The sequence below is a fragment of the Paracoccus simplex genome (assembly GCF_042648325.1).
In the GTDB taxonomy this organism is placed as follows: Bacteria; Pseudomonadota; Alphaproteobacteria; order Rhodobacterales; family Rhodobacteraceae; genus Paracoccus; species Paracoccus simplex.
This window is the reverse complement of sequence record NZ_JBHRXE010000041.1, coordinates 110,413-127,310: the sequence shown is the minus strand read 5'-3', so window position 1 is coordinate 127,310 and position 16,898 is coordinate 110,413. Positions and strand designations below refer to the sequence as shown.

The window sequence follows — 16,898 nt, the reverse complement described above, 5'->3', positions numbered from 1 at the left end:
CCTGCATGGCAGAACGTGAACATCGTCGGGGCCGCCGCGAAGAGCGCGAGGAAACCCCGGAATTCGCCGACCGTCTGGTCGCGATCAACCGCGTCTCGAAGACCGTCAAGGGCGGCAAGCGCTTCGGCTTCGCGGCCCTGGTGGTCGTCGGCGACCAGCGCGGCCGCGTCGGTTTCGGCAAGGGCAAGGCGAAAGAAGTGCCCGAGGCGATCCGCAAGGCGACCGAGCAGGCCAAGCGCGGCCTGATCCGCGTGCCGCTGCGCGACGGCCGCACCCTGCATCATGACATCGAGGGCCGGCACGGCGCCGGCAAGGTCATCATGCGCACCGCCGTCCCGGGGACCGGCATCATCGCCGGCGGCCCGATGCGCGCCGTGTTCGAGATGCTGGGCGTTCAGGACGTGGTGGCGAAGTCGCAGGGCTCGCAGAACCCCTACAACATGATCCGCGCCACCATCGACGGCCTCAAGAAGGAAGCCTCGCCCCGCAACGTCGCCCAGCGTCGTGGCAAGAAGGTGGCCGAGATCCTGCCGTCCACCGACAAGCCGGCTGACGCCGCGGTCGAAGCGTAAGGAGAGGCTGCAATGGCTAAAACCATCGTCGTCAAGCAGATCGGCTCGCCGATCCGCCGCCCGGCCATCCAGCGCGAGACGCTGAAGGGCCTGGGCCTGAACAAGATGAACCGCACCCGCGAGCTGGAAGACACCCCGGCCGTGCGCGGCATGGTCGCCAAGATCCCGCATCTGGCGGTCATCATCGAAGAGCGCGGCTGATTTCAGCCCGGCGCGCGGAATTTCGAAACGCCCCGGAGAGATCCGGGGCGTTTTTCCTTGTCGTGTTAACCATTCGCTAACCCTTTGCCTCTAGCCTCGCGTCGATGGGGACGCGTGGGACGGGGGCGGAACATGCGCGGCATTCTCTGCTGTCTGGCGCTGCTGCTGCTGCTGCTGCCGCCGGTGCCGGCCGCTCTGGCCGGGCCATGGGCGCGCGATCCCGGCCGCGTCTTCGCCGCGGTCTCGGCCGAGCAGGACCGCGACGGCAACCGCTATGCCAGCCTTTACGCGGAATACGGGCTCGGCCGGCGCGACACGCTGGGGCTGGAACTGGGCGATGCGCGGGGCGAGCGGACGATCCTGCTTTGGTGGCAGCGGGCGCTCGACCGGGCCGAGGGGCCGAACCGCTGGGCCATGTCGCTGGGTCTGGGGGCGATCCGGCGCGACGGGCGCTATCACCCGATGGGGCAGCTGGCCACGGCCTGGGGCAGGGGGTTCGACAGCATCCCGCTGCTGCGCCGCATTCCCGGCGACGGCTGGCTGACGGTGGAAAGCCGCTCGAAGCTCGCGGCGCTGACCCTGGAATACCCCGAGGAGCCGAACGTGGTCTGGGAGGACCCGACCTATCTGACCCCCGCGGTCACCCACAAGCTGGACCTGACGCTGGGCTGGCAGGCGCGGGGCGATCTGCTGCTGATCCAGCAGTTCCGCTTCGAGCAGCGCGACGATACCGGCTTTTCCGGCCGGCTGGCGGTTTCGGCGCTGCGCGACCTCGCCGGCCCGGCCAAGCTGGAGTTGGGGGTGATCGCGCCGCTGACCGGCGGGGGCGAACTGGCGCTGAAGCTGGGCAGCTGGCTGGAATTCTGAGCGCCCGCCGCGCCCCGGCGCTGCCAGCTTGACCCGAGCGGGCGCAGCCGGTAGAAGCCGCCGGTGTTCCTCGTGACACTGACGACTCAACAAGCAAGAAATGCCGTGTCCGCCCCCTTCGCTTCATGGGGCGCTTCCGGCCAAGGAGAAGCGATATGAAACTGCATGAACTTCACGACAATCCCGGCGCGAACCGCAAGAAGAAGCGCGTCGCGCGCGGCCCCGGCTCGGGCAAGGGCAAGACCGCCGGCCGTGGTATCAAGGGCCAGACCTCGCGTTCGGGCGTGGCGCTGAACGGCTACGAAGGCGGCCAGATGCCGCTTTACCGCCGGCTGCCCAAGCGCGGCTTCTCGAAGCCGAATCGCCTGGACTTCGCGGTGGTGAACCTGGGCCAGCTGCAGACCTTCGTCGATGCCGGCAAGCTCGACGCGAAAGCCGAAGTGACCGAGGACGCGCTGGTCGCGGCCGGCGTCATCCGCCGCAAGCTGGACGGCGTGCGCGTGCTGGCCAAGGGCGAGCTGAAAGCCGCCCTGACCCTGACCGTCGCCGGTGCGTCGCAAGCCGCCGTCGAGGCGGTTGAGAAGGCCGGTGGCAAGCTCACCGTCACCCGCCCGGCCAAGGAAGCCGCGGCTGCCGCCGAATAAGCTGTTGAAGGGCGCGGCCGCGCCCCATAGATAGCTGTCAAGTTTTCCAGGCGCCGCGGGATCGGGAAACGATCCGGCGGCGCTGCCATGAAGGGGCACAAGAATGGCGTCAGCCGCAGAACAGATGGCCGCGAACCTTTCCTGGGGCGCGCTTGGCAAGGCGACCGAGCTTCGCCAGAGGATCTGGTTCACGCTCGGACTTCTCATCATCTATCGCCTCGGCACCTATATCCCGGTGCCCGGCATCGACGGCGCGAGCCTGCGCAACTTCATGGACCAGGCCCAGTCCGGCATCGGCGGCATCCTGTCGATGTTCACCGGCGGCGCGCTGGGGCGGATGGGCGTCTTCGCGCTGGGGATCATGCCCTATATCTCGGCCTCGATCATCGTGCAGCTGATGGCCTCGATGGTGCCGGCGCTGGAGCAGCTGAAGAAAGAGGGCGAGACCGGCCGCAAGAAGATCAACCAGTATACCCGCTACGGCACCGTGGCGCTGGCGCTGTTTCAGGCCTGGGGTCTGGCGGTCAGCCTGGAACACGGCAACCTCGCGCATGAGCCGGGGATGTTCTTCCGCGCCTCGGTGGTGATCACCCTGGTCGGCGGCACCATGTTCCTGATGTGGCTGGGCGAGCAGATCACCGCCCGCGGCATCGGCAACGGCATCTCGCTGATCATCTTCGTCGGCATCGTGGCGGAGATTCCCGGCCATCTGGCGCAGTTCCTGGCCCAGGGCCGCTCGGGCGCCATCTCGACCCCGGTGATCCTGGGGGTGATCGTCATGGTCGCCGCGGTGATCGGCTTCGTGGTGTTCATGGAGCGGGCGCTGCGCAAGATCCACATCCAGTATCCGCGCCGCCAGGTCGGGATGAAGATCTATGACGGCCAGTCCAGCCACCTGCCGATCAAGGTGAACCCGGCCGGCGTGATCCCGGCGATCTTCGCCAGCTCGCTGCTGCTGTTGCCGGTGACGATCTCGACCTTCTCGGGCAACCAGACCGGCCCGGTGATGTCCACCGTCCTGGCCTATTTCGGTCCCGGCCAGCCGCTCTATCTGCTGTTCTTCGCGGCGATGATCGTGTTCTTCACCTATTTCTACACCTTCAACGTCAGCTTCAAGACCGAGGACGTGGCCGAGAACCTGAAGAACCAGGGCGGCTTCATCCCCGGCATCCGCCCCGGCAAGCGCACCGAGGATTACCTGACCTATGTGGTGACCCGGGTGCTGGTGATCGGCTCGGCCTATCTGGCCTTCGTCTGCCTGCTGCCCGAGATCATCCGCGACCAGCTGGCGATCCCGTTCTATTTCGGCGGCACCTCGGTGCTGATCGTGGTCAGCGTGGTGATGGATACGATCAACCAGGTGCAAAGCCACTTGCTCGCGCATCAATACGAAGGTTTGATCGAGAAGTCGCAGCTGCGCGGCAAGCGCGGCAAGACCGGGACGGCCAAGCCCCGCAAGGCCCCGGCGCGGCGCTAGGGGCAAGGCCCATCATAAGGGTAGGAGAGGGACGACTACATGGCGATCAACATCATTCTGCTGGGCCCGCCCGGCGCCGGCAAAGGCACCCAGGCCCGGCGCCTGATCGACGAGCGGGGCCTGGTCCAGCTCTCCACCGGCGACATGCTGCGCGAGGCCCGCAGCTCGGGCACCGAGATGGGCAAGCGCGTGGCCGAGGTCATGGACCGCGGCGAGCTGGTCACGGATGAGATCGTCATCGGCCTGATCCGCGAAAAGCTGGGACAGGGCGGCAAGGGCTTCATCTTCGACGGCTTCCCGCGCACCCTGGCCCAGGCCGACGCGCTGCAGGCGCTGATGGCCGAGATGGACCAGCGCATCGACGCGGTGATCGAGATGCGGGTGGATGACGCGGCGCTGGTCGCGCGCATCTCGGGCCGCTTCACCTGCGGCAATTGCGGCGAGGTCTATCACGATCAGACCAAGCCGACGAAAGAGCCGGGCACATGCGACGTCTGCGGCTCGACCGACCTGCGCCGCCGCGCCGACGACAATGCGGACAGCCTCAAGACCCGGCTGATGGAGTATTACAAGAAGACCTCGCCGCTGATCGGCTACTACTACGTCAAGGGCAACCTGCATCCGGTGGACGGCCTGGCCGAGATCGACGCGGTCGCCGCCGCGGTCGCCAAGGTTCTGGACCGCATTCCGACCTAGGGTTGACCTTGGCCCGCGAATCCCGTAATTCGCAACATCTCGAAAGAGAATCACCCGACCCCGGGTGTCGCTTCAAGGCCCGAAGGCATGGCTTTCGGGTCTTTGGTTGTGAAAAAAGGTTCCGGTGCTACGGAACCGCAACATGAAAAGGAAAAACGCGTGGCTCGTATTGCTGGCGTCAACATTCCGACCGGGAAACGCGTCCCGATCGCACTGACCTATATCCACGGGATCGGCTCGAAATTCGCCGGCGAGATCGTGACCGCCGTCGGCATCGAGCCGACGCGCCGCGTCAACGAGCTGTCGGATGCCGAAGTTCTGAAGATCCGCGAATACATCGACGCCAACTACACCGTCGAGGGCGACCTGCGCCGCGAGACGCAGATGAACATCAAGCGCCTGATGGATCTGGGTTCCTACCGGGGCCTGCGCCACCGTCGCGGCCTGCCGGTCCGCGGCCAGCGCACCCACACCAATGCCCGCACCCGCAAGGGCCCGGCGAAGCCCATCGCCGGCAAGAAGAAATAAGGGGGAACGGACATGGCACGCGATAAAACCCGCATCAAGCGCAAGGAACGCAAGAACATCGCCACTGGCGTGGCGCATGTGAACTCGTCCTTCAACAACACCAAGATCCTGATCTCGGATGTGCAGGGCAACGCGATCTCCTGGTCGTCGGCCGGCACCATGGGCTTCAAGGGGTCGCGCAAGTCGACCCCCTATGCCGCCCAGATGGCTGCCGAAGACGCCGGCAAGAAGGCGCAGGAACACGGCGTCCGCACGCTGGAAGTCGAAGTGCAGGGCCCCGGCTCGGGCCGCGAATCGGCGCTGCGCGCCTTGGCCGCGGTCGGCTTCAACATCACGGCCATCCGTGACGTGACCCCGATCGCGCATAACGGCTGCCGCCCGCCGAAGCGCCGCCGGGTCTGATCCTTTGGGATTTTGACGCGTTCCGCGCGGGGTTGTCCCGTGCGGGGCGCGCTTTACGCATTTCACCTCGGGCGTTTCCGGCCACGGTCATGGGCTCGGGAACAGGTATGGAGGCAAACGCATGATCCACAAGAACTGGGCCGAACTCATCAAGCCCACCCAGCTTGAAATCAAGCCGGGTGCCGATTCGTCCCGCGTGGCCACCGTGGTCGCGGAACCGCTCGAGCGGGGCTTCGGCCTGACGCTGGGCAACGCCCTGCGCCGGGTGCTGCTGTCCTCGCTGCAGGGCGCGGCGATCACCTCGGTGCAGATCGACAACGTGCTGCACGAATTCTCGTCCGTCCCCGGCGTGCGCGAGGACGTGACCGACATCGTCCTGAACCTCAAGGGCGTGACGCTGAAGATGGACGTCGACGCGCCCAAGCGCCTGGCGCTCTCGGCCAAGGGCCCGGGCGAGGTCAAGGCCGGCGACATCCAGGAATCGGCCGGCATCACCATCCTGAACCGCGACCATGTGATCTGCCACCTGGACGACGGCGCCGAGCTGCACATGGAGCTGACCGTCGCCAACGGCAAGGGCTACGTCGCCGCCGACAAGAACCGTCCCGAGGACGCGCCCATCGGCCTGATCCCGATCGACGCCATCTTCTCGCCGGTCAAGCGCGTCAGCTACGAGGTGCAGCCGACCCGCGAGGGCCAGGTGCTGGACTATGACAAGCTGACGATGAAGGTCGAGACCGACGGTTCGCTGACCCCGGAAGACGCCGTGGCCTATGCCGCGCGCATCATCCAGGACCAGCTTTCGGTGTTCGTGAACTTCGACGAGCCGGAAACCGCCACCCGCTCGGATGCCGAGGACGGGCTGGAATTCGACCCGCGCCTGCTGAAGAAGGTCGACGAGCTGGAACTGTCGGTGCGTTCGGCGAACTGCCTCAAGAACGACAACATCGTCTATATCGGCGACCTGATCCAGAAGACCGAAGCCGAGATGCTGCGCACCCCGAACTTCGGCCGCAAGTCGCTGAACGAGATCAAGGAAGTGCTCTCGGGCATGGGCCTGCATCTCGGCATGGATGTCGTGGACTGGCCGCCGGAGAACATCGAGGATCTGGCCAAGCGTTTCGACGACCAGTTCTAAGCCAATACCGGGGGCGTCATACGCCCGGTGCACGGCCTGTGTACACATGGTGTACGCGATGCGCGCCCCCGGAAATCTGGGCAATCCTGCCCCAAGGAGAGCGGCCCGCACGCATGGGCCGCCGGACAAAGCAAAAGACGTCATAGGAGAATCATCATGCGTCACGCCCGCGGCTACCGCCGCCTGAACCGCACCCACGAACACCGCAAGGCGCTGTTCGCCAACATGGCCGGCTCGCTGATCGAGCACGAGCAGATCAAGACCACGCTGCCGAAAGCCAAGGAACTGCGCCCGATCGTCGAGAAGCTGATCACGCTGGCGAAGCGCGGCGACCTGCACGCCCGCCGTCAGGCCGATGCGCAGCTGAAGCAGGACCAGCATGTCGCCAAGCTGTTCGACGTGCTCGGCGCCCGCTACAAGGACCGTCAGGGCGGCTATGTCCGCATCCTGAAGGCCGGCTTCCGCTATGGCGACATGGCGCCGATGGCGATCATCGAACTGGTCGACCGCGACGCCGATGCCAAGGGCGCCGCTGACCGCGCCCGCCTGGAAGCCGAATCGGCTGCCGACGAATCGTAAGAAATTTAGCTCTTTCTTAGGGTTAAGAGACCGTTCAAGCCCGCAGCCAAATCCTGGCTGCGGGCTTTTTGCAACAGCCGCGCAAATCCTCGCGCAGGCGGAAATCCTGCGCTGCGGCACGAATCGCAGCCTGGGGTGGTGCGGGGCTGTCGGAAAACAAACGGGAATTGCTGCGGCAGCGCGACGCTTGCCTTTGATGGCTGGTCGCGGCTATGGGTTGACATGCCGACAGGTTGACCCTGCGGCACTGCGAAAAACGGCACTCGCAAGCACGGTATTGCTTGAATACATTGCGAACCATGCCATTTTTCGTGGTAACCCAAGAAAACGCAATCTGTCCAAAAAGTCATGTCATCTCGCGCGGAAATCAACGCAGCACTAGCCAAGCTGAAAAAACTCGCCCCGGCGGGTTATTTCATCGGGCTGCATATTCGCTTCGCTGCACCGCTGATGCAGTTCCAGACCTATAACAAGGACTGGGCGCAGCGCTATTCCGAGCGGGCCTATGCCCTGCGCGATCCCACCATCGCCTGGGGCTTCTCGACCACCGGAACCTGCCGGTGGAGCGTGCTGCCCATCCCGGACCCGTTTTCGATTCTTCAGGACGCCGCGGATCATGGGCTGCGCTACGGGCTGGCGGTGGCGCATGGCCCGATCAAGTCGCGCACGATTTGCTGCTTTGCCCATGACAAACGGGAATTCACGGATGACGAGATCGAAACGATCTCGACAATGGTACGACGGCTTCACGATATCACAGAGCCGCCGGAGAGCCTGACGAAGGCTCAGCAAGAGGCCCTTCGGTGTATCGCAGAGGGGGATCGTCATGCAGCGGCGGCTGCCAAACTTGGTATTACGGAAAGCGCATTCAAGGCTCGTCTCATTTCGGCGCGCGAAAGGCTGATGGCGCGCACGACTGCCGAGGCGCTGCAACGGGCCAAGGATTACCGCTTGCTATAAACGGTCCGTCCACCGTTGCGGTTTACACCTGGGGGCCACCACCACCACAAACCCCAGGAGAAGACCAATGCAGACCACCACACTTTCCTTCGCCAACCTGCACAATCACGGCGAACTGTTCGCGAACATCTTCCGCGCCCGCAAGCAAAGCTTCATCGTCCAGAAACGCTGGAACCTGCCCCAGACCGACGACATGGAGTTCGACCAGTACGACACGCCCATGAGCCGCTGGGTGGCGATCCACGAAACCGGCCGCGTTCTTGCCGGCGTGCGGCTGACGCCCACCACGGCGCGCTGCGGCATGTATTCCTACATGATCCGCGACGCCCAGCTTGACCTTCTGGGCGGCTCGATCCCGCAGAACCTGCTGGACGGTCCGGCGCCGGTCGAATCGGGGACCTGGGAAGCCAGCCGGCTGTTCGTCGATCACACCATCCCGCAGCGGGAACGCCGCCGGGTGCATATCAACCTGGTGCAGGAGATGACCAATTCCGCCCGCGAGCTTGGCGCCTCGCGGCTGGTCTGCCTGGTCGCCTCGACCTGGCCGCGCTGGCTGGTGCCCTGCGGCCTGGACGCGCAGGCCCTGGGCCCGGTGGTCTGGATCGACGACGGCTATTTCCAATGCGTCTCGATCAATCTGGCGGCCAAGATGCACTGATGCGTCACGCCGGATCGAGGGCCTTTCGCCGGTGATGCGGGCGACGTAACATGCCGCCCGCATGGCAGACCTATTCGACACAGAGCCCGCCTCGGGCGAACCCGCGCGCAGCGCAGCGCGCCCCCTGGCCGACCGGATCCGTCCGGCGCGGCTGTCCGATGTCGTTGGCCAGGACAAGGTGCTTGGCCCCGACGGCCCGCTTGGCGCCATGCTTGGCGCCGGCAGCCTGTCCTCGCTGATCCTCTGGGGACCGCCCGGGGTCGGCAAGACCACCATCGCCCGGCTTCTGGCGCAGCAGACGGACCTGGCCTTCGTGCAGATCTCGGCGATCTTTTCCGGGGTGCCGGAACTGCGCAAGGTCTTCGACGCCGCCCGGCTGCGCCGCCAGCAGGGGCGCGGCACGCTGCTGTTCGTCGACGAGATCCACCGCTTCAACAAGGCGCAGCAGGACAGCTTCCTGCCGCATATGGAGGACGGCACCATCACCCTGGTCGGTGCCACCACCGAGAATCCCAGTTTCGAGCTGAACGCCGCGCTGCTGTCGCGGGCCCAGGTCATCGTGCTGGAGCGCCTGAGCCTCGCCGATCTGGAGCGCCTCGCGCAGCGCGCCGAGCAAGAACTGGGCCGTCCGCTGCCGCTGACCGCCGAGGCCCGCGACCGGCTGCTGGAGATGGCCGATGGCGATGGCCGCGCCGCGCTGAACCTGATCGAGCAGATCATGGCCTGGAAGGTAACCGGCAAGCTCGACATCGACCAGTTGGCGCAGCGGCTGATGCGGCGCGCGGCGAAATACGACAAGTCCGGCGACGAGCATTACAACCTGATCTCGGCCCTGCACAAATCCGTGCGCGGCAGCGACCCCGACGCCGCGCTTTACTGGTTCGCCCGCATGCTGGAGGGGGGCGAGGATCCGCGCTATCTCGCGCGCCGCATCACCCGCATGGCGGTCGAGGATATCGGCCTGGCCGATCCGGCGGCGCAGCGCCATTGCCTGGACGCCTGGGCGCTTTACGAACGCCTGGGCAGTCCCGAGGGCGAGCTGGCGCTGGCGCAGGCGGTGATCTATCTGGCCTTGGCGCCGAAATCCAACGCCGGCTATGTCGCCTACAAGGGCGCGCGGGCGCTGGCGCGGCAATCGGGCAGCCAGATGCCGCCGGCGCATATCCTGAACGCGCCGACCGCGCTGATGAAGGACCAGGGCTATGGCGCGGGCTATGCCTATGACCACGATGCCGAGGACGCCTTCTCGGGCCAGAACTACTTTCCGGACGGGATGAAACGGCCGGTGCTGTATCTGCCGGTCGAGCGCGGATTCGAGCGCGATCTGAAAAAGCGCGTTGAATGGTTCGCCGGGCTGCGCCAGAAGCGGCGGGCAGAGGACAAAGCATGAAACACACCTTTCTTCAGGTCGCGCTGGGTGGAGCCTTGGGGTCCGCGGCGCGCCACGGGGTCAATATCCTGGCTGGCCGGCTGACCCCCGGCTTCCCCCTGGGCACGCTGAGCGTGAACGTCGCCGGCTGCCTGGCGATGGGGCTGCTGGCCGCCTTGCTGGCGCATAAGGGCGGCCAGCATCTGGCGCCCTTGCTGCTGACCGGGATGCTGGGCGGTTTCACCACCTTTTCCGCCTTCGCGCTGGACACCATGACGCTGTGGGAACGCGGCGCCGCCGCCACCGCGCTCGGCTATGTGCTGGGCTCGGTGCTGTTGTCGCTGGCGGCGGTCACCGCCGGGCTGGCCATCGGCCGGGGGATCTTCGCATGAGCAACGTGCAGACCATCCGCATCGGCGCGGACGAGGGCGATCAGCGCATCGACCGCTGGCTGAAGAAGCGGTTTCCGCAGCTCACGCAGGGCGCGGTGGAAAAGATGTGCCGTACCGGCCAGCTGCGCGTCGATGGCGGCCGGGTCAAGGCCAATACCCGCATCGAGGCCGGACAAGAGGTGCGGGTGCCGCCGCTGCCCGAGGGCGCCGCCCCCGCGCCGGCGGCGAAGCCGCGCGTCAAGCCATCCGATGCCGAGATGATCCAGTCCTGCGTGCTGTGGCGCGACGAGCATATCATCGCGCTGGACAAGCCGCCGGGCCTGCCCTCGCAGGGCGGCTCGGGCCAGGGCGACCGGCATGTCGACGGGCTGACCGAGGCCTTGATGTTCGGCTACAAGGACCGGCCGAAGCTGGTGCACCGGCTGGACAAGGACACGTCGGGCGTGCTGCTGCTGGCGCGCACCGACCGCATCGCCCGGGCGCTGTCCGAGGCGTTCCGCCACCGGCTGACCCGCAAGATCTATTGGGCCGCGGTGGCCGGCGTGCCGCATCCGCGCATGGGCTCGATCAAATACGGGCTGGTCAAGGCGCCGGGCCGCGGCCGGGGCGGCGAGGGCGAGAAGATGATGGCCGTGCATCCCTCGGACGTCGCTGCGACCGAGGGCGCCAAGCGCGCCCATACCGATTACGCCGTGCTGTCCGCGCTTGGCGGCCGGGTCTCCTGGGTGGCCATGGTCCCGGTGACCGGCCGCACCCACCAACTGCGCGCCCATATGGCCGAGATCGGCCACCCCATTGTCGGCGACGGCAAATATGGCGGCTCGGGGCAGGAGAACCTGGGCGACGGCTGGGGTGCCCAGCTGGGCGGAGAGATCAGCCGCAAGCTGCATCTGCACGCCCGCATGATCCGCTTCGAGCATCCGATCACCAAGAAGCTGATCACCGTCACCGCGCCCTTGCCCGAGCATATGGCGCGCACCTGGAAGACGCTGGGCTGGTCGGAAACCGACGTGCCCGAAGACCCTTTCGCCGAGACAGCATGAAACTGGTCATCTTCGACATCGACGGCACGCTGGTCGACAGCCAGCAGGAAATCACCCAGGCGATGAACCGCGGCATGAGCGCCGCCGGCCTGCCCGAGCTGGAACCCGCCCGCATCCTGTCCATCGTCGGCTTGTCGCTGCCGGTCGCGGTCGAGCGGCTGCTGCCCGAGGTCGCGGCCGACCTGCAGCGGCGCGTGGTGGCCGGCTATCGCGAATCCTTCATCGCCGCGCGCGCGGCCGGCGCGCTGCCGCCGCTTTATCCCGGCGCGCTGGACTGCCTTGAAGCGCTGGCCTCGCTGGACCGGGTGGTGCTGGGCATCGCCACCGGCAAGCCGGCGCGGGGGTTGGCGGCGATTTTGGACGCTCATGGGCTGACCGGCCGCTTCACCACCCGGCAATCGGCGGACGGCCATCCCTCGAAGCCGCATCCGGCGATGCTGCATAGCGCGCTGGCGGAAACCGGCGTGCCGGCCGCGCGGGCGGTGATGGTGGGCGATTCCACCTTCGACATGGAAATGGCGCGGTCCGCCGGCGTGGCCGGCTTCGGCGTCGGCTGGGGCTTCTGCCCGGCTGCCGAACTGCAGGCTGCCGGGGCACGGCTGGTCGCGCCCGATTACCCGGCGCTGACCGGCGCCCTGAAGGAGTGGGCCGATGAGTGAGTGGCAGGCGCGACGCTTCTGGGCAACCGCCTCGACCCGGCCGGCCGGCGGCGGCTGGGAGGTGGTGCTGGACGAACGGCCGCTGCGCACGCCGGGCAAAAGCCCGCTGATCCTGCCGACCCAGGCACTGGCGGCGGCCATCGCCGCGGAATGGGACGCGCAGCAGCAGGTCATCGACCCGAACCGCATGCCGCTGACCCGCGCCGCCAATTCCGCCATCGAGAAGGTGATGCCGCAATGCGCCGAGGTGGTCGGGATGCTGGCCGATTACGGCGGCACCGACCTGCTGTCCTATCGCGCCGATGCGCCCGAGGCGCTGGTGCGCGCCCAAGCCGAGGGCTGGGATCCGCTGATCGACTGGGCGGCGACCGAGCTTCGGGCGCCGCTGCGCATCACCCATGGGGTCATTCCGGTGCCGCAGGATCCGGCCGTGCTGCTGAAACTGCGCGCACAGGTCGCGGCGCTGGATCCTTTCGGGCTGACGGCGCTGCACGATCTGGTGACTTTGCCCGGCTCGCTGATCCTGGGGCTGGCGGTGATCCGCGGCCGGGTCGATGCCGGAACCGCCCATGCGCTGTCCCGAATTGACGAGGAATTTCAGGCGGAACGCTGGGGCCGTGACGAGGAGGCCGAGGCGGCTGCGGCAGGCCGTTTGGCCGCCATGCGCGATTCTGAGCGTTTCTGGCTGTTGAGCCGGGGCTGAGGAGATCGTTTTTCTTCTTTCTTGACGCAGGGGTCTTCATCGGCACAATGCCGCTTATGGGGGCACTCCAGGTCCCCCGGTAAATCGGACCCGTCGGCTGCCCCGACTTCGGCTCATGCCTTGGCGGGACCGGAACAACAGTGGGGAAATCAATGAAGAAATCCGTATTCTTCGGCTCCGTGACGGCGGTCGCGCTTGCTGCCACGGGCGCCTTGGCCGCCGAAGGCGACACGCTGAAAGAGGTCAAGGCACGAGGCGAGCTGAACTGTGGCGTCAACACCGGCCTGGTCGGCTTCGCAGCCCCCGATGCAAGCGGCAACTGGTCCGGCTTCGACGTCGCCTTCTGCAAGGCCATGGCCGCCGCGGTGCTGGGCGACCCGGCCAAGGTGAAATACGTCCCGACCACCGGCCAGACCCGCTTCACCGCGCTTTCCTCGGGCGAGGTGGACATCCTGGCCCGCAACTCGACCTGGACCTTCCAGCGCGACACCGACCTCAAGCTCGATTTCATCGGCGTGAACTATTACGACGGCCAGGGCTTCATGGTCCGCAAGGACCTGGGTGTCAGCTCGGCCAAGGAACTGAACGGCGCCACCATCTGCATCCAGACCGGCACCACGACCGAGCTGAACCTGGCCGATTACTTCAAGGCCAACAACATGGAGTATCAGCCGGTCAATATCGACAGCAATGCCGAGGGCGAGCAGCAATACATGGCCGGTGCCTGCGACGCCTATACCACCGATGCCTCGGGCCTGGCCGCCACCCGTGCCGCCTTCGCCGACCCGGAAAACCACATCATCCTGCCCGAGATCATCTCGAAGGAGCCGCTGGGGCCGGCGGTGCGCCATGGCGACAACAACTGGGGCGACATTGCGCGCTGGACGCTTTACGCGCTGATCGCCGCCGAGGAATACGGCGTCACCTCGGCCAATATCGACGAGCTGGCCAAGTCCTCGCAGAACCCCGAGGTGCAGCGCCTGCTGGGCACCACCGACGACCTGGGCAAGATGATCGGGCTGGATGCCGAATGGGCCAAGCGCGCCATCAAGGCCAGCGGCAACTATGGCGAGATCTTCGCCGCCACCATCGGCGAGCAGACCCCGATCGGGCTGGCGCGCGGCCTGAACGCGCAATGGACCCAGGGCGGGCTGATGTATGCGATGCCGTTCCGGTAAGCGCATCTGAGAACCGGGCGCGCGGGGGGCATCTCTTCCGCGCGCGCCGAACAGGAAAGCCGGCAAACAGAGGCCAAAGGCCCGCAAGCAAGTCCGGCTGCAGGGGGTATGACATATGGTTTCCTATCCGGGGGTGGATCAACCACCTTTCCGCCTGTCGATGCTTATCTACGACCGGCGCTACCGCTCGCTGACCATCCAGGCCGTGGTCTTCATCCTGGTCATGCTGGCGGCAAGCTGGCTGATCGACAATACGCTGAAAAACCTTGCCATCATGGGCAAGTCCTTCAGTTTCGACTTCCTGTTCCGCCGCGCGGGCTATGACATTCCCCAGCAGCTGATCCCCTACAATTCCGACGACACGCATCTGCGCGCCACCATCGTCGGCCTGCTCAACACGCTGCAGGTCTCGGTGCTGGGCTGCATCGCCGCCACCGTCCTGGGGGTGACCGTCGGCGTGCTGCGCCTGTCGTCGAACTGGCTGATCGCCCGGCTGATGACCGTCTATGTCGAGGTCTTCCGCAACATTCCGCTGCTGCTGTGGATCCTGGTCTGCCTGGCGATCTTCACCGAGGTGATGCCGCCGCCCAACGCCTATCGCGGCGACAACCCGGCGGCGAGCATGATCTTGTTCGACCTGGTCGCGCCGACCAACCGCTATACCGCCATCCCCTCGCTGGGCATGAGCAACCCGCCCGGCACCATCTCGCTGGGGCGCGAGTCGCTCAGCTGGGCTTTCGTCGCCTATGTGGTGGTGATCGCCGCCGCCTTCGTCGCCCGGCACCTGCTGCGCCGCCGGGCGCAGCGCGTGCAGGACCGGACCGGCCGCCGGCCGGTGACCTGGTGGATCAGCCTGGCCTTCTTTGCCGTGCCGCTGCTGCTGCTGACCTGGTATTTCGGCCTGCACCTGATCCCGCCGGTGCTGCGCGGCTTCAACTTCGCCGACGGCATCAATCTGGACAACGCCTTCGTGGTGCTGTGGCTGGCGCTGACGCTCTATACCGGCGCCTTCATCGCCGAGATCGTGCGCGGCGGCATCCTGGCGGTCAGCCGCGGCCAGTCCGAGGCGGCCTTCGCCCTGGGCCTGCGCCCGCGCCGCACCATGTCGCTGGTGGTGCTGCCGCAGGCGCTGCGGGTGATCGTGCCGCCGCTGATCTCGCAATATCTGAACCTGACCAAGAACAGCTCGCTGGCCATCGCCGTCGGCTACATGGACCTGCGCGGCACGCTGGGCGGCACCACGCTGAACCAGACCGGGCGCGAGATGGAATGCATGGTGCTGATGATGGGCATCTACCTGGCGCTCAGCCTGATCATCTCGGGCGGCATGAACGTCTTCAACAGCCGCGTCAAGCTGAAGGAGCGCTGAGATGAGCGAGACGCATTCCGAAACCGTCGCCTATGTGCGCGAGACCATGCTGCCGCCCGAACCGCCGCCGGTCGCCCAGTCCGGCGCGATCAAATGGCTGCGCGAGAACCTGTTCTCGGGGCCGCTCAACATCCTGCTGACGCTGCTGGGCGTCGGCATCGTCTGGGTGATCGTCGGCACCGTCGGCCCCTGGCTGTCGCATTCGGTCTGGAACGCCGGCAGCATGGCCGAGTGCCGCAAGATCATCGCCGAGACCTGGGGCGCCGAGGCGAGCGGCGCCTGTTTCGCGCTGATCAAGCACCGCTGGAACCAGTTCATCTTCGGCTTCTACCCGCCCGAGCTGTATTGGCGGCCGGTGCTGGCCTTCGGCATGCTGTTCCTGGCGCTGGCGCCGGTGCTGTTTTCCGAAAGCCGCAAGGCGCGGCGCATCGTCATCGGGCTGGCGGTGGCGCTGACCCTGATCATCGCCCTGTCGCTCGGCGCCCCCGGCTGGGCGCTGCCGGGCATCCTGCTGGCCATGGCGGCCTGGGCGGCGCTGATCGAGACCCGGCCGGGTTGGGCGCTGCTGGCCAGTTGCCTTTATCCCTTCGCCGCGGTGTGGCTGCTCTGGGGCGGTACGCTGTGGCTGCCGGCGATGGCGCTGGCCGGCTTCGTCCTGGCCTTCCTGGTCTGGCGGCTCTTGGCGCGCTACGGCATGTTCGCCTTTGCCGCGGCGGTGGTCGCCGCCGCCCTGTGGTGGCTGCTGCTGTCCGAGCCGGCGGCGCAGGCGCTGGCCGCCATCCTGCCGCTGCGGCTGGTGCCGGTCTCCTCGGACCAGTTCGGCGGCTTCGTGCTGTCGATCACCATCGGCGTCTCGGGGATCGCGCTGTCGCTGCCGCTGGGTATCGTGCTGGCGCTGGCGCGGCGTTCGGACCTGCCGGTGGTCAAGCTGCTGGCGGTGATGTTCATCGAGTTCATCCGCGGCGTGCCGCTGATCACGCTGCTGTTCGTGGCCTCGTTGCTGCTCAACTACTTCCTGCCGCCGGGCACCAGCTTCGACATCATCCTGCGGGTCATCATCATGGTGACGCTGTTCGCCGCCGCCTATATGGCCGAGGTGATCCGCGGCGGCCTGGCCGCCCTGCCCAAGGGCCAGTACGAGGCCGCCGACGCGCTGGGACTGGATTACTGGAAAGCGCAGCGGCTGATCATCCTGCCGCAGGCGCTGAAGATCTCGATCCCCGGCATCGTCTCGACCTTCATCGGCATGTTCAAGGACACCACGCTGGTGGTTTTCGTCGGCCTGTTCGATCCGCTGAAGGCCATGTCCGACACCATTCGCGCCAGCTTCGAATGGAAGGGCGCCTATTGGGAGCCCTATATCTTCGTCGGCGCGATCTTCTTCATCCTCTGCTTCGGCATGTCGCGCTATTCGATGTATCTCGAGCGCCGCCTGAAGCGCGACCATCGCTGAGGAGCAATTC

General features: G+C 66.6%; 20 protein-coding genes. All 20 read left to right on the top strand.

The features are described 5' to 3' along the window. Positions 1–5: 5 nt before the first annotated feature. Entirely contained in the window at positions 6–572 is a 567-nt protein-coding gene (gene rpsE, locus ACFOMP_RS14890) for a 30S ribosomal protein S5 (RefSeq protein ID WP_289894313.1), read from the top strand. A 12-nt stretch (positions 573–584) separates the two neighbouring features. Then, positions 585–773 (top strand): 50S ribosomal protein L30, encoded by a 189-nt coding sequence (gene rpmD, locus ACFOMP_RS14885; protein WP_011747117.1) that lies wholly within the window; start codon positions 585–587, stop codon positions 771–773. A 132-nt stretch (positions 774–905) separates the two neighbouring features. Further along, on the top strand, positions 906–1,640 hold the full coding sequence (locus ACFOMP_RS14880) for a hypothetical protein (RefSeq protein ID WP_379031900.1): 735 nt from the start codon (positions 906–908) through the stop codon (positions 1,638–1,640). Positions 1,641–1,795: 155 nt separating this feature from the next. Beyond that, on the top strand, positions 1,796–2,284 hold the full coding sequence (rplO, locus tag ACFOMP_RS14875) for a 50S ribosomal protein L15 (protein WP_289894311.1): 489 nt from the start codon (positions 1,796–1,798) through the stop codon (positions 2,282–2,284). Between the two features lie 103 nt (positions 2,285–2,387). Then, positions 2,388–3,761: a preprotein translocase subunit SecY gene (secY, locus tag ACFOMP_RS14870; RefSeq protein WP_379031897.1), complete on the top strand. Its 1,374-nt coding sequence runs from the start codon at positions 2,388–2,390 to the stop codon at positions 3,759–3,761. 39 nt (positions 3,762–3,800) lie between these two features. Further along, positions 3,801–4,457, top strand: a complete 657-nt coding sequence (locus ACFOMP_RS14865) for an adenylate kinase (protein ID WP_379031894.1) — start codon at positions 3,801–3,803, stop codon at positions 4,455–4,457. 159 nt (positions 4,458–4,616) lie between these two features. Beyond that, positions 4,617–4,985 carry a 30S ribosomal protein S13 gene (gene rpsM, locus ACFOMP_RS14860; protein ID WP_289894308.1) on the top strand — a complete coding sequence of 123 codons (369 nt, stop codon included), beginning with the start codon at positions 4,617–4,619 and terminating at the stop codon, positions 4,983–4,985. A gap of 12 nt (positions 4,986–4,997) precedes the next feature. Beyond that, positions 4,998–5,387 (top strand): 30S ribosomal protein S11, encoded by a 390-nt coding sequence (gene rpsK, locus ACFOMP_RS14855; protein ID WP_011747123.1) that lies wholly within the window; start codon positions 4,998–5,000, stop codon positions 5,385–5,387. A 121-nt stretch (positions 5,388–5,508) separates the two neighbouring features. After that, positions 5,509–6,525 (top strand): DNA-directed RNA polymerase subunit alpha, encoded by a 1,017-nt coding sequence (locus ACFOMP_RS14850; RefSeq protein ID WP_289894307.1) that lies wholly within the window; start codon positions 5,509–5,511, stop codon positions 6,523–6,525. Between the two features lie 156 nt (positions 6,526–6,681). Further along, entirely contained in the window at positions 6,682–7,104 is a 423-nt protein-coding gene (gene rplQ, locus ACFOMP_RS14845; RefSeq protein ID WP_019352041.1) for a 50S ribosomal protein L17, read from the top strand. A gap of 348 nt (positions 7,105–7,452) precedes the next feature. After that, positions 7,453–8,064: an autoinducer binding domain-containing protein gene (locus tag ACFOMP_RS14840; protein WP_289894306.1), complete on the top strand. Its 612-nt coding sequence runs from the start codon at positions 7,453–7,455 to the stop codon at positions 8,062–8,064. A gap of 67 nt (positions 8,065–8,131) precedes the next feature. Next, positions 8,132–8,722: an acyl-homoserine-lactone synthase gene (locus ACFOMP_RS14835; RefSeq protein WP_289894305.1), complete on the top strand. Its 591-nt coding sequence runs from the start codon at positions 8,132–8,134 to the stop codon at positions 8,720–8,722. Positions 8,723–8,783: 61 nt separating this feature from the next. Further along, positions 8,784–10,112, top strand: a complete 1,329-nt coding sequence (locus ACFOMP_RS14830) for a replication-associated recombination protein A (protein ID WP_289894304.1) — start codon at positions 8,784–8,786, stop codon at positions 10,110–10,112. Then, positions 10,109–10,483 carry a fluoride efflux transporter CrcB gene (gene crcB / locus ACFOMP_RS14825; protein WP_289894302.1) on the top strand — a complete coding sequence of 125 codons (375 nt, stop codon included), beginning with the start codon at positions 10,109–10,111 and terminating at the stop codon, positions 10,481–10,483. Before ACFOMP_RS14830 ends, crcB begins: the two co-directional genes overlap by 4 nt. Continuing rightward, positions 10,480–11,526 (top strand): RluA family pseudouridine synthase, encoded by a 1,047-nt coding sequence (locus ACFOMP_RS14820; protein WP_379031887.1) that lies wholly within the window; start codon positions 10,480–10,482, stop codon positions 11,524–11,526. The genes crcB and ACFOMP_RS14820 overlap by 4 nt, the downstream gene beginning before the upstream one ends. After that, entirely contained in the window at positions 11,523–12,185 is a 663-nt protein-coding gene (locus tag ACFOMP_RS14815; protein ID WP_379031885.1) for an HAD-IA family hydrolase, read from the top strand. Before ACFOMP_RS14820 ends, ACFOMP_RS14815 begins: the two co-directional genes overlap by 4 nt. Further along, complete coding sequence (locus ACFOMP_RS14810) at positions 12,178–12,888, top strand: ATP12 family chaperone protein (protein ID WP_289894299.1); 711 nt, start codon at positions 12,178–12,180, stop codon at positions 12,886–12,888. The genes ACFOMP_RS14815 and ACFOMP_RS14810 overlap by 8 nt, the downstream gene beginning before the upstream one ends. Positions 12,889–13,040: 152 nt before the next feature. Next, positions 13,041–14,066 carry an amino acid ABC transporter substrate-binding protein gene (locus tag ACFOMP_RS14805; RefSeq protein ID WP_289894298.1) on the top strand — a complete coding sequence of 342 codons (1,026 nt, stop codon included), beginning with the start codon at positions 13,041–13,043 and terminating at the stop codon, positions 14,064–14,066. A gap of 115 nt (positions 14,067–14,181) precedes the next feature. Beyond that, on the top strand, positions 14,182–15,435 hold the full coding sequence (locus ACFOMP_RS14800; protein ID WP_289894297.1) for an amino acid ABC transporter permease: 1,254 nt from the start codon (positions 14,182–14,184) through the stop codon (positions 15,433–15,435). A gap of 1 nt (position 15,436) precedes the next feature. Beyond that, positions 15,437–16,888 carry an amino acid ABC transporter permease gene (locus tag ACFOMP_RS14795; RefSeq protein ID WP_379031882.1) on the top strand — a complete coding sequence of 484 codons (1,452 nt, stop codon included), beginning with the start codon at positions 15,437–15,439 and terminating at the stop codon, positions 16,886–16,888. Positions 16,889–16,898: the final 10 nt, after the last annotated feature.

Excerpts from the sequence above, each read along its gene's own strand:
- rpsE (WP_289894313.1), top strand. The coding sequence starts at position 6 with ATGGCAGAACGTGAACATCGTCGGGGCCGCCGCGAAGAGCGCGAGGAA.
- rpmD (WP_011747117.1), top strand. The coding sequence starts at position 585 with ATGGCTAAAACCATCGTCGTCAAGCAGATCGGCTCGCCGATCCGCCGC.
- ACFOMP_RS14880 (WP_379031900.1), top strand. The coding sequence starts at position 906 with ATGCGCGGCATTCTCTGCTGTCTGGCGCTGCTGCTGCTGCTGCTGCCG.
- rplO (WP_289894311.1), top strand. The coding sequence starts at position 1,796 with ATGAAACTGCATGAACTTCACGACAATCCCGGCGCGAACCGCAAGAAG.
- secY (WP_379031897.1), top strand. The coding sequence starts at position 2,388 with ATGGCGTCAGCCGCAGAACAGATGGCCGCGAACCTTTCCTGGGGCGCG.
- ACFOMP_RS14865 (WP_379031894.1), top strand. The coding sequence starts at position 3,801 with ATGGCGATCAACATCATTCTGCTGGGCCCGCCCGGCGCCGGCAAAGGC.
- rpsK (WP_011747123.1), top strand. The coding sequence starts at position 4,998 with ATGGCACGCGATAAAACCCGCATCAAGCGCAAGGAACGCAAGAACATC.
- ACFOMP_RS14850 (WP_289894307.1), top strand. The coding sequence starts at position 5,509 with ATGATCCACAAGAACTGGGCCGAACTCATCAAGCCCACCCAGCTTGAA.
- rplQ (WP_019352041.1), top strand. The coding sequence starts at position 6,682 with ATGCGTCACGCCCGCGGCTACCGCCGCCTGAACCGCACCCACGAACAC.
- ACFOMP_RS14840 (WP_289894306.1), top strand. The coding sequence starts at position 7,453 with ATGTCATCTCGCGCGGAAATCAACGCAGCACTAGCCAAGCTGAAAAAA.
- ACFOMP_RS14835 (WP_289894305.1), top strand. The coding sequence starts at position 8,132 with ATGCAGACCACCACACTTTCCTTCGCCAACCTGCACAATCACGGCGAA.
- ACFOMP_RS14830 (WP_289894304.1), top strand. The coding sequence starts at position 8,784 with ATGGCAGACCTATTCGACACAGAGCCCGCCTCGGGCGAACCCGCGCGC.
- crcB (WP_289894302.1), top strand. The coding sequence starts at position 10,109 with ATGAAACACACCTTTCTTCAGGTCGCGCTGGGTGGAGCCTTGGGGTCC.
- ACFOMP_RS14820 (WP_379031887.1), top strand. The coding sequence starts at position 10,480 with ATGAGCAACGTGCAGACCATCCGCATCGGCGCGGACGAGGGCGATCAG.
- ACFOMP_RS14815 (WP_379031885.1), top strand. The coding sequence starts at position 11,523 with ATGAAACTGGTCATCTTCGACATCGACGGCACGCTGGTCGACAGCCAG.
- ACFOMP_RS14810 (WP_289894299.1), top strand. The coding sequence starts at position 12,178 with ATGAGTGAGTGGCAGGCGCGACGCTTCTGGGCAACCGCCTCGACCCGG.
- ACFOMP_RS14805 (WP_289894298.1), top strand. The coding sequence starts at position 13,041 with ATGAAGAAATCCGTATTCTTCGGCTCCGTGACGGCGGTCGCGCTTGCT.
- ACFOMP_RS14800 (WP_289894297.1), top strand. The coding sequence starts at position 14,182 with ATGGTTTCCTATCCGGGGGTGGATCAACCACCTTTCCGCCTGTCGATG.
- ACFOMP_RS14795 (WP_379031882.1), top strand. The coding sequence starts at position 15,437 with ATGAGCGAGACGCATTCCGAAACCGTCGCCTATGTGCGCGAGACCATG.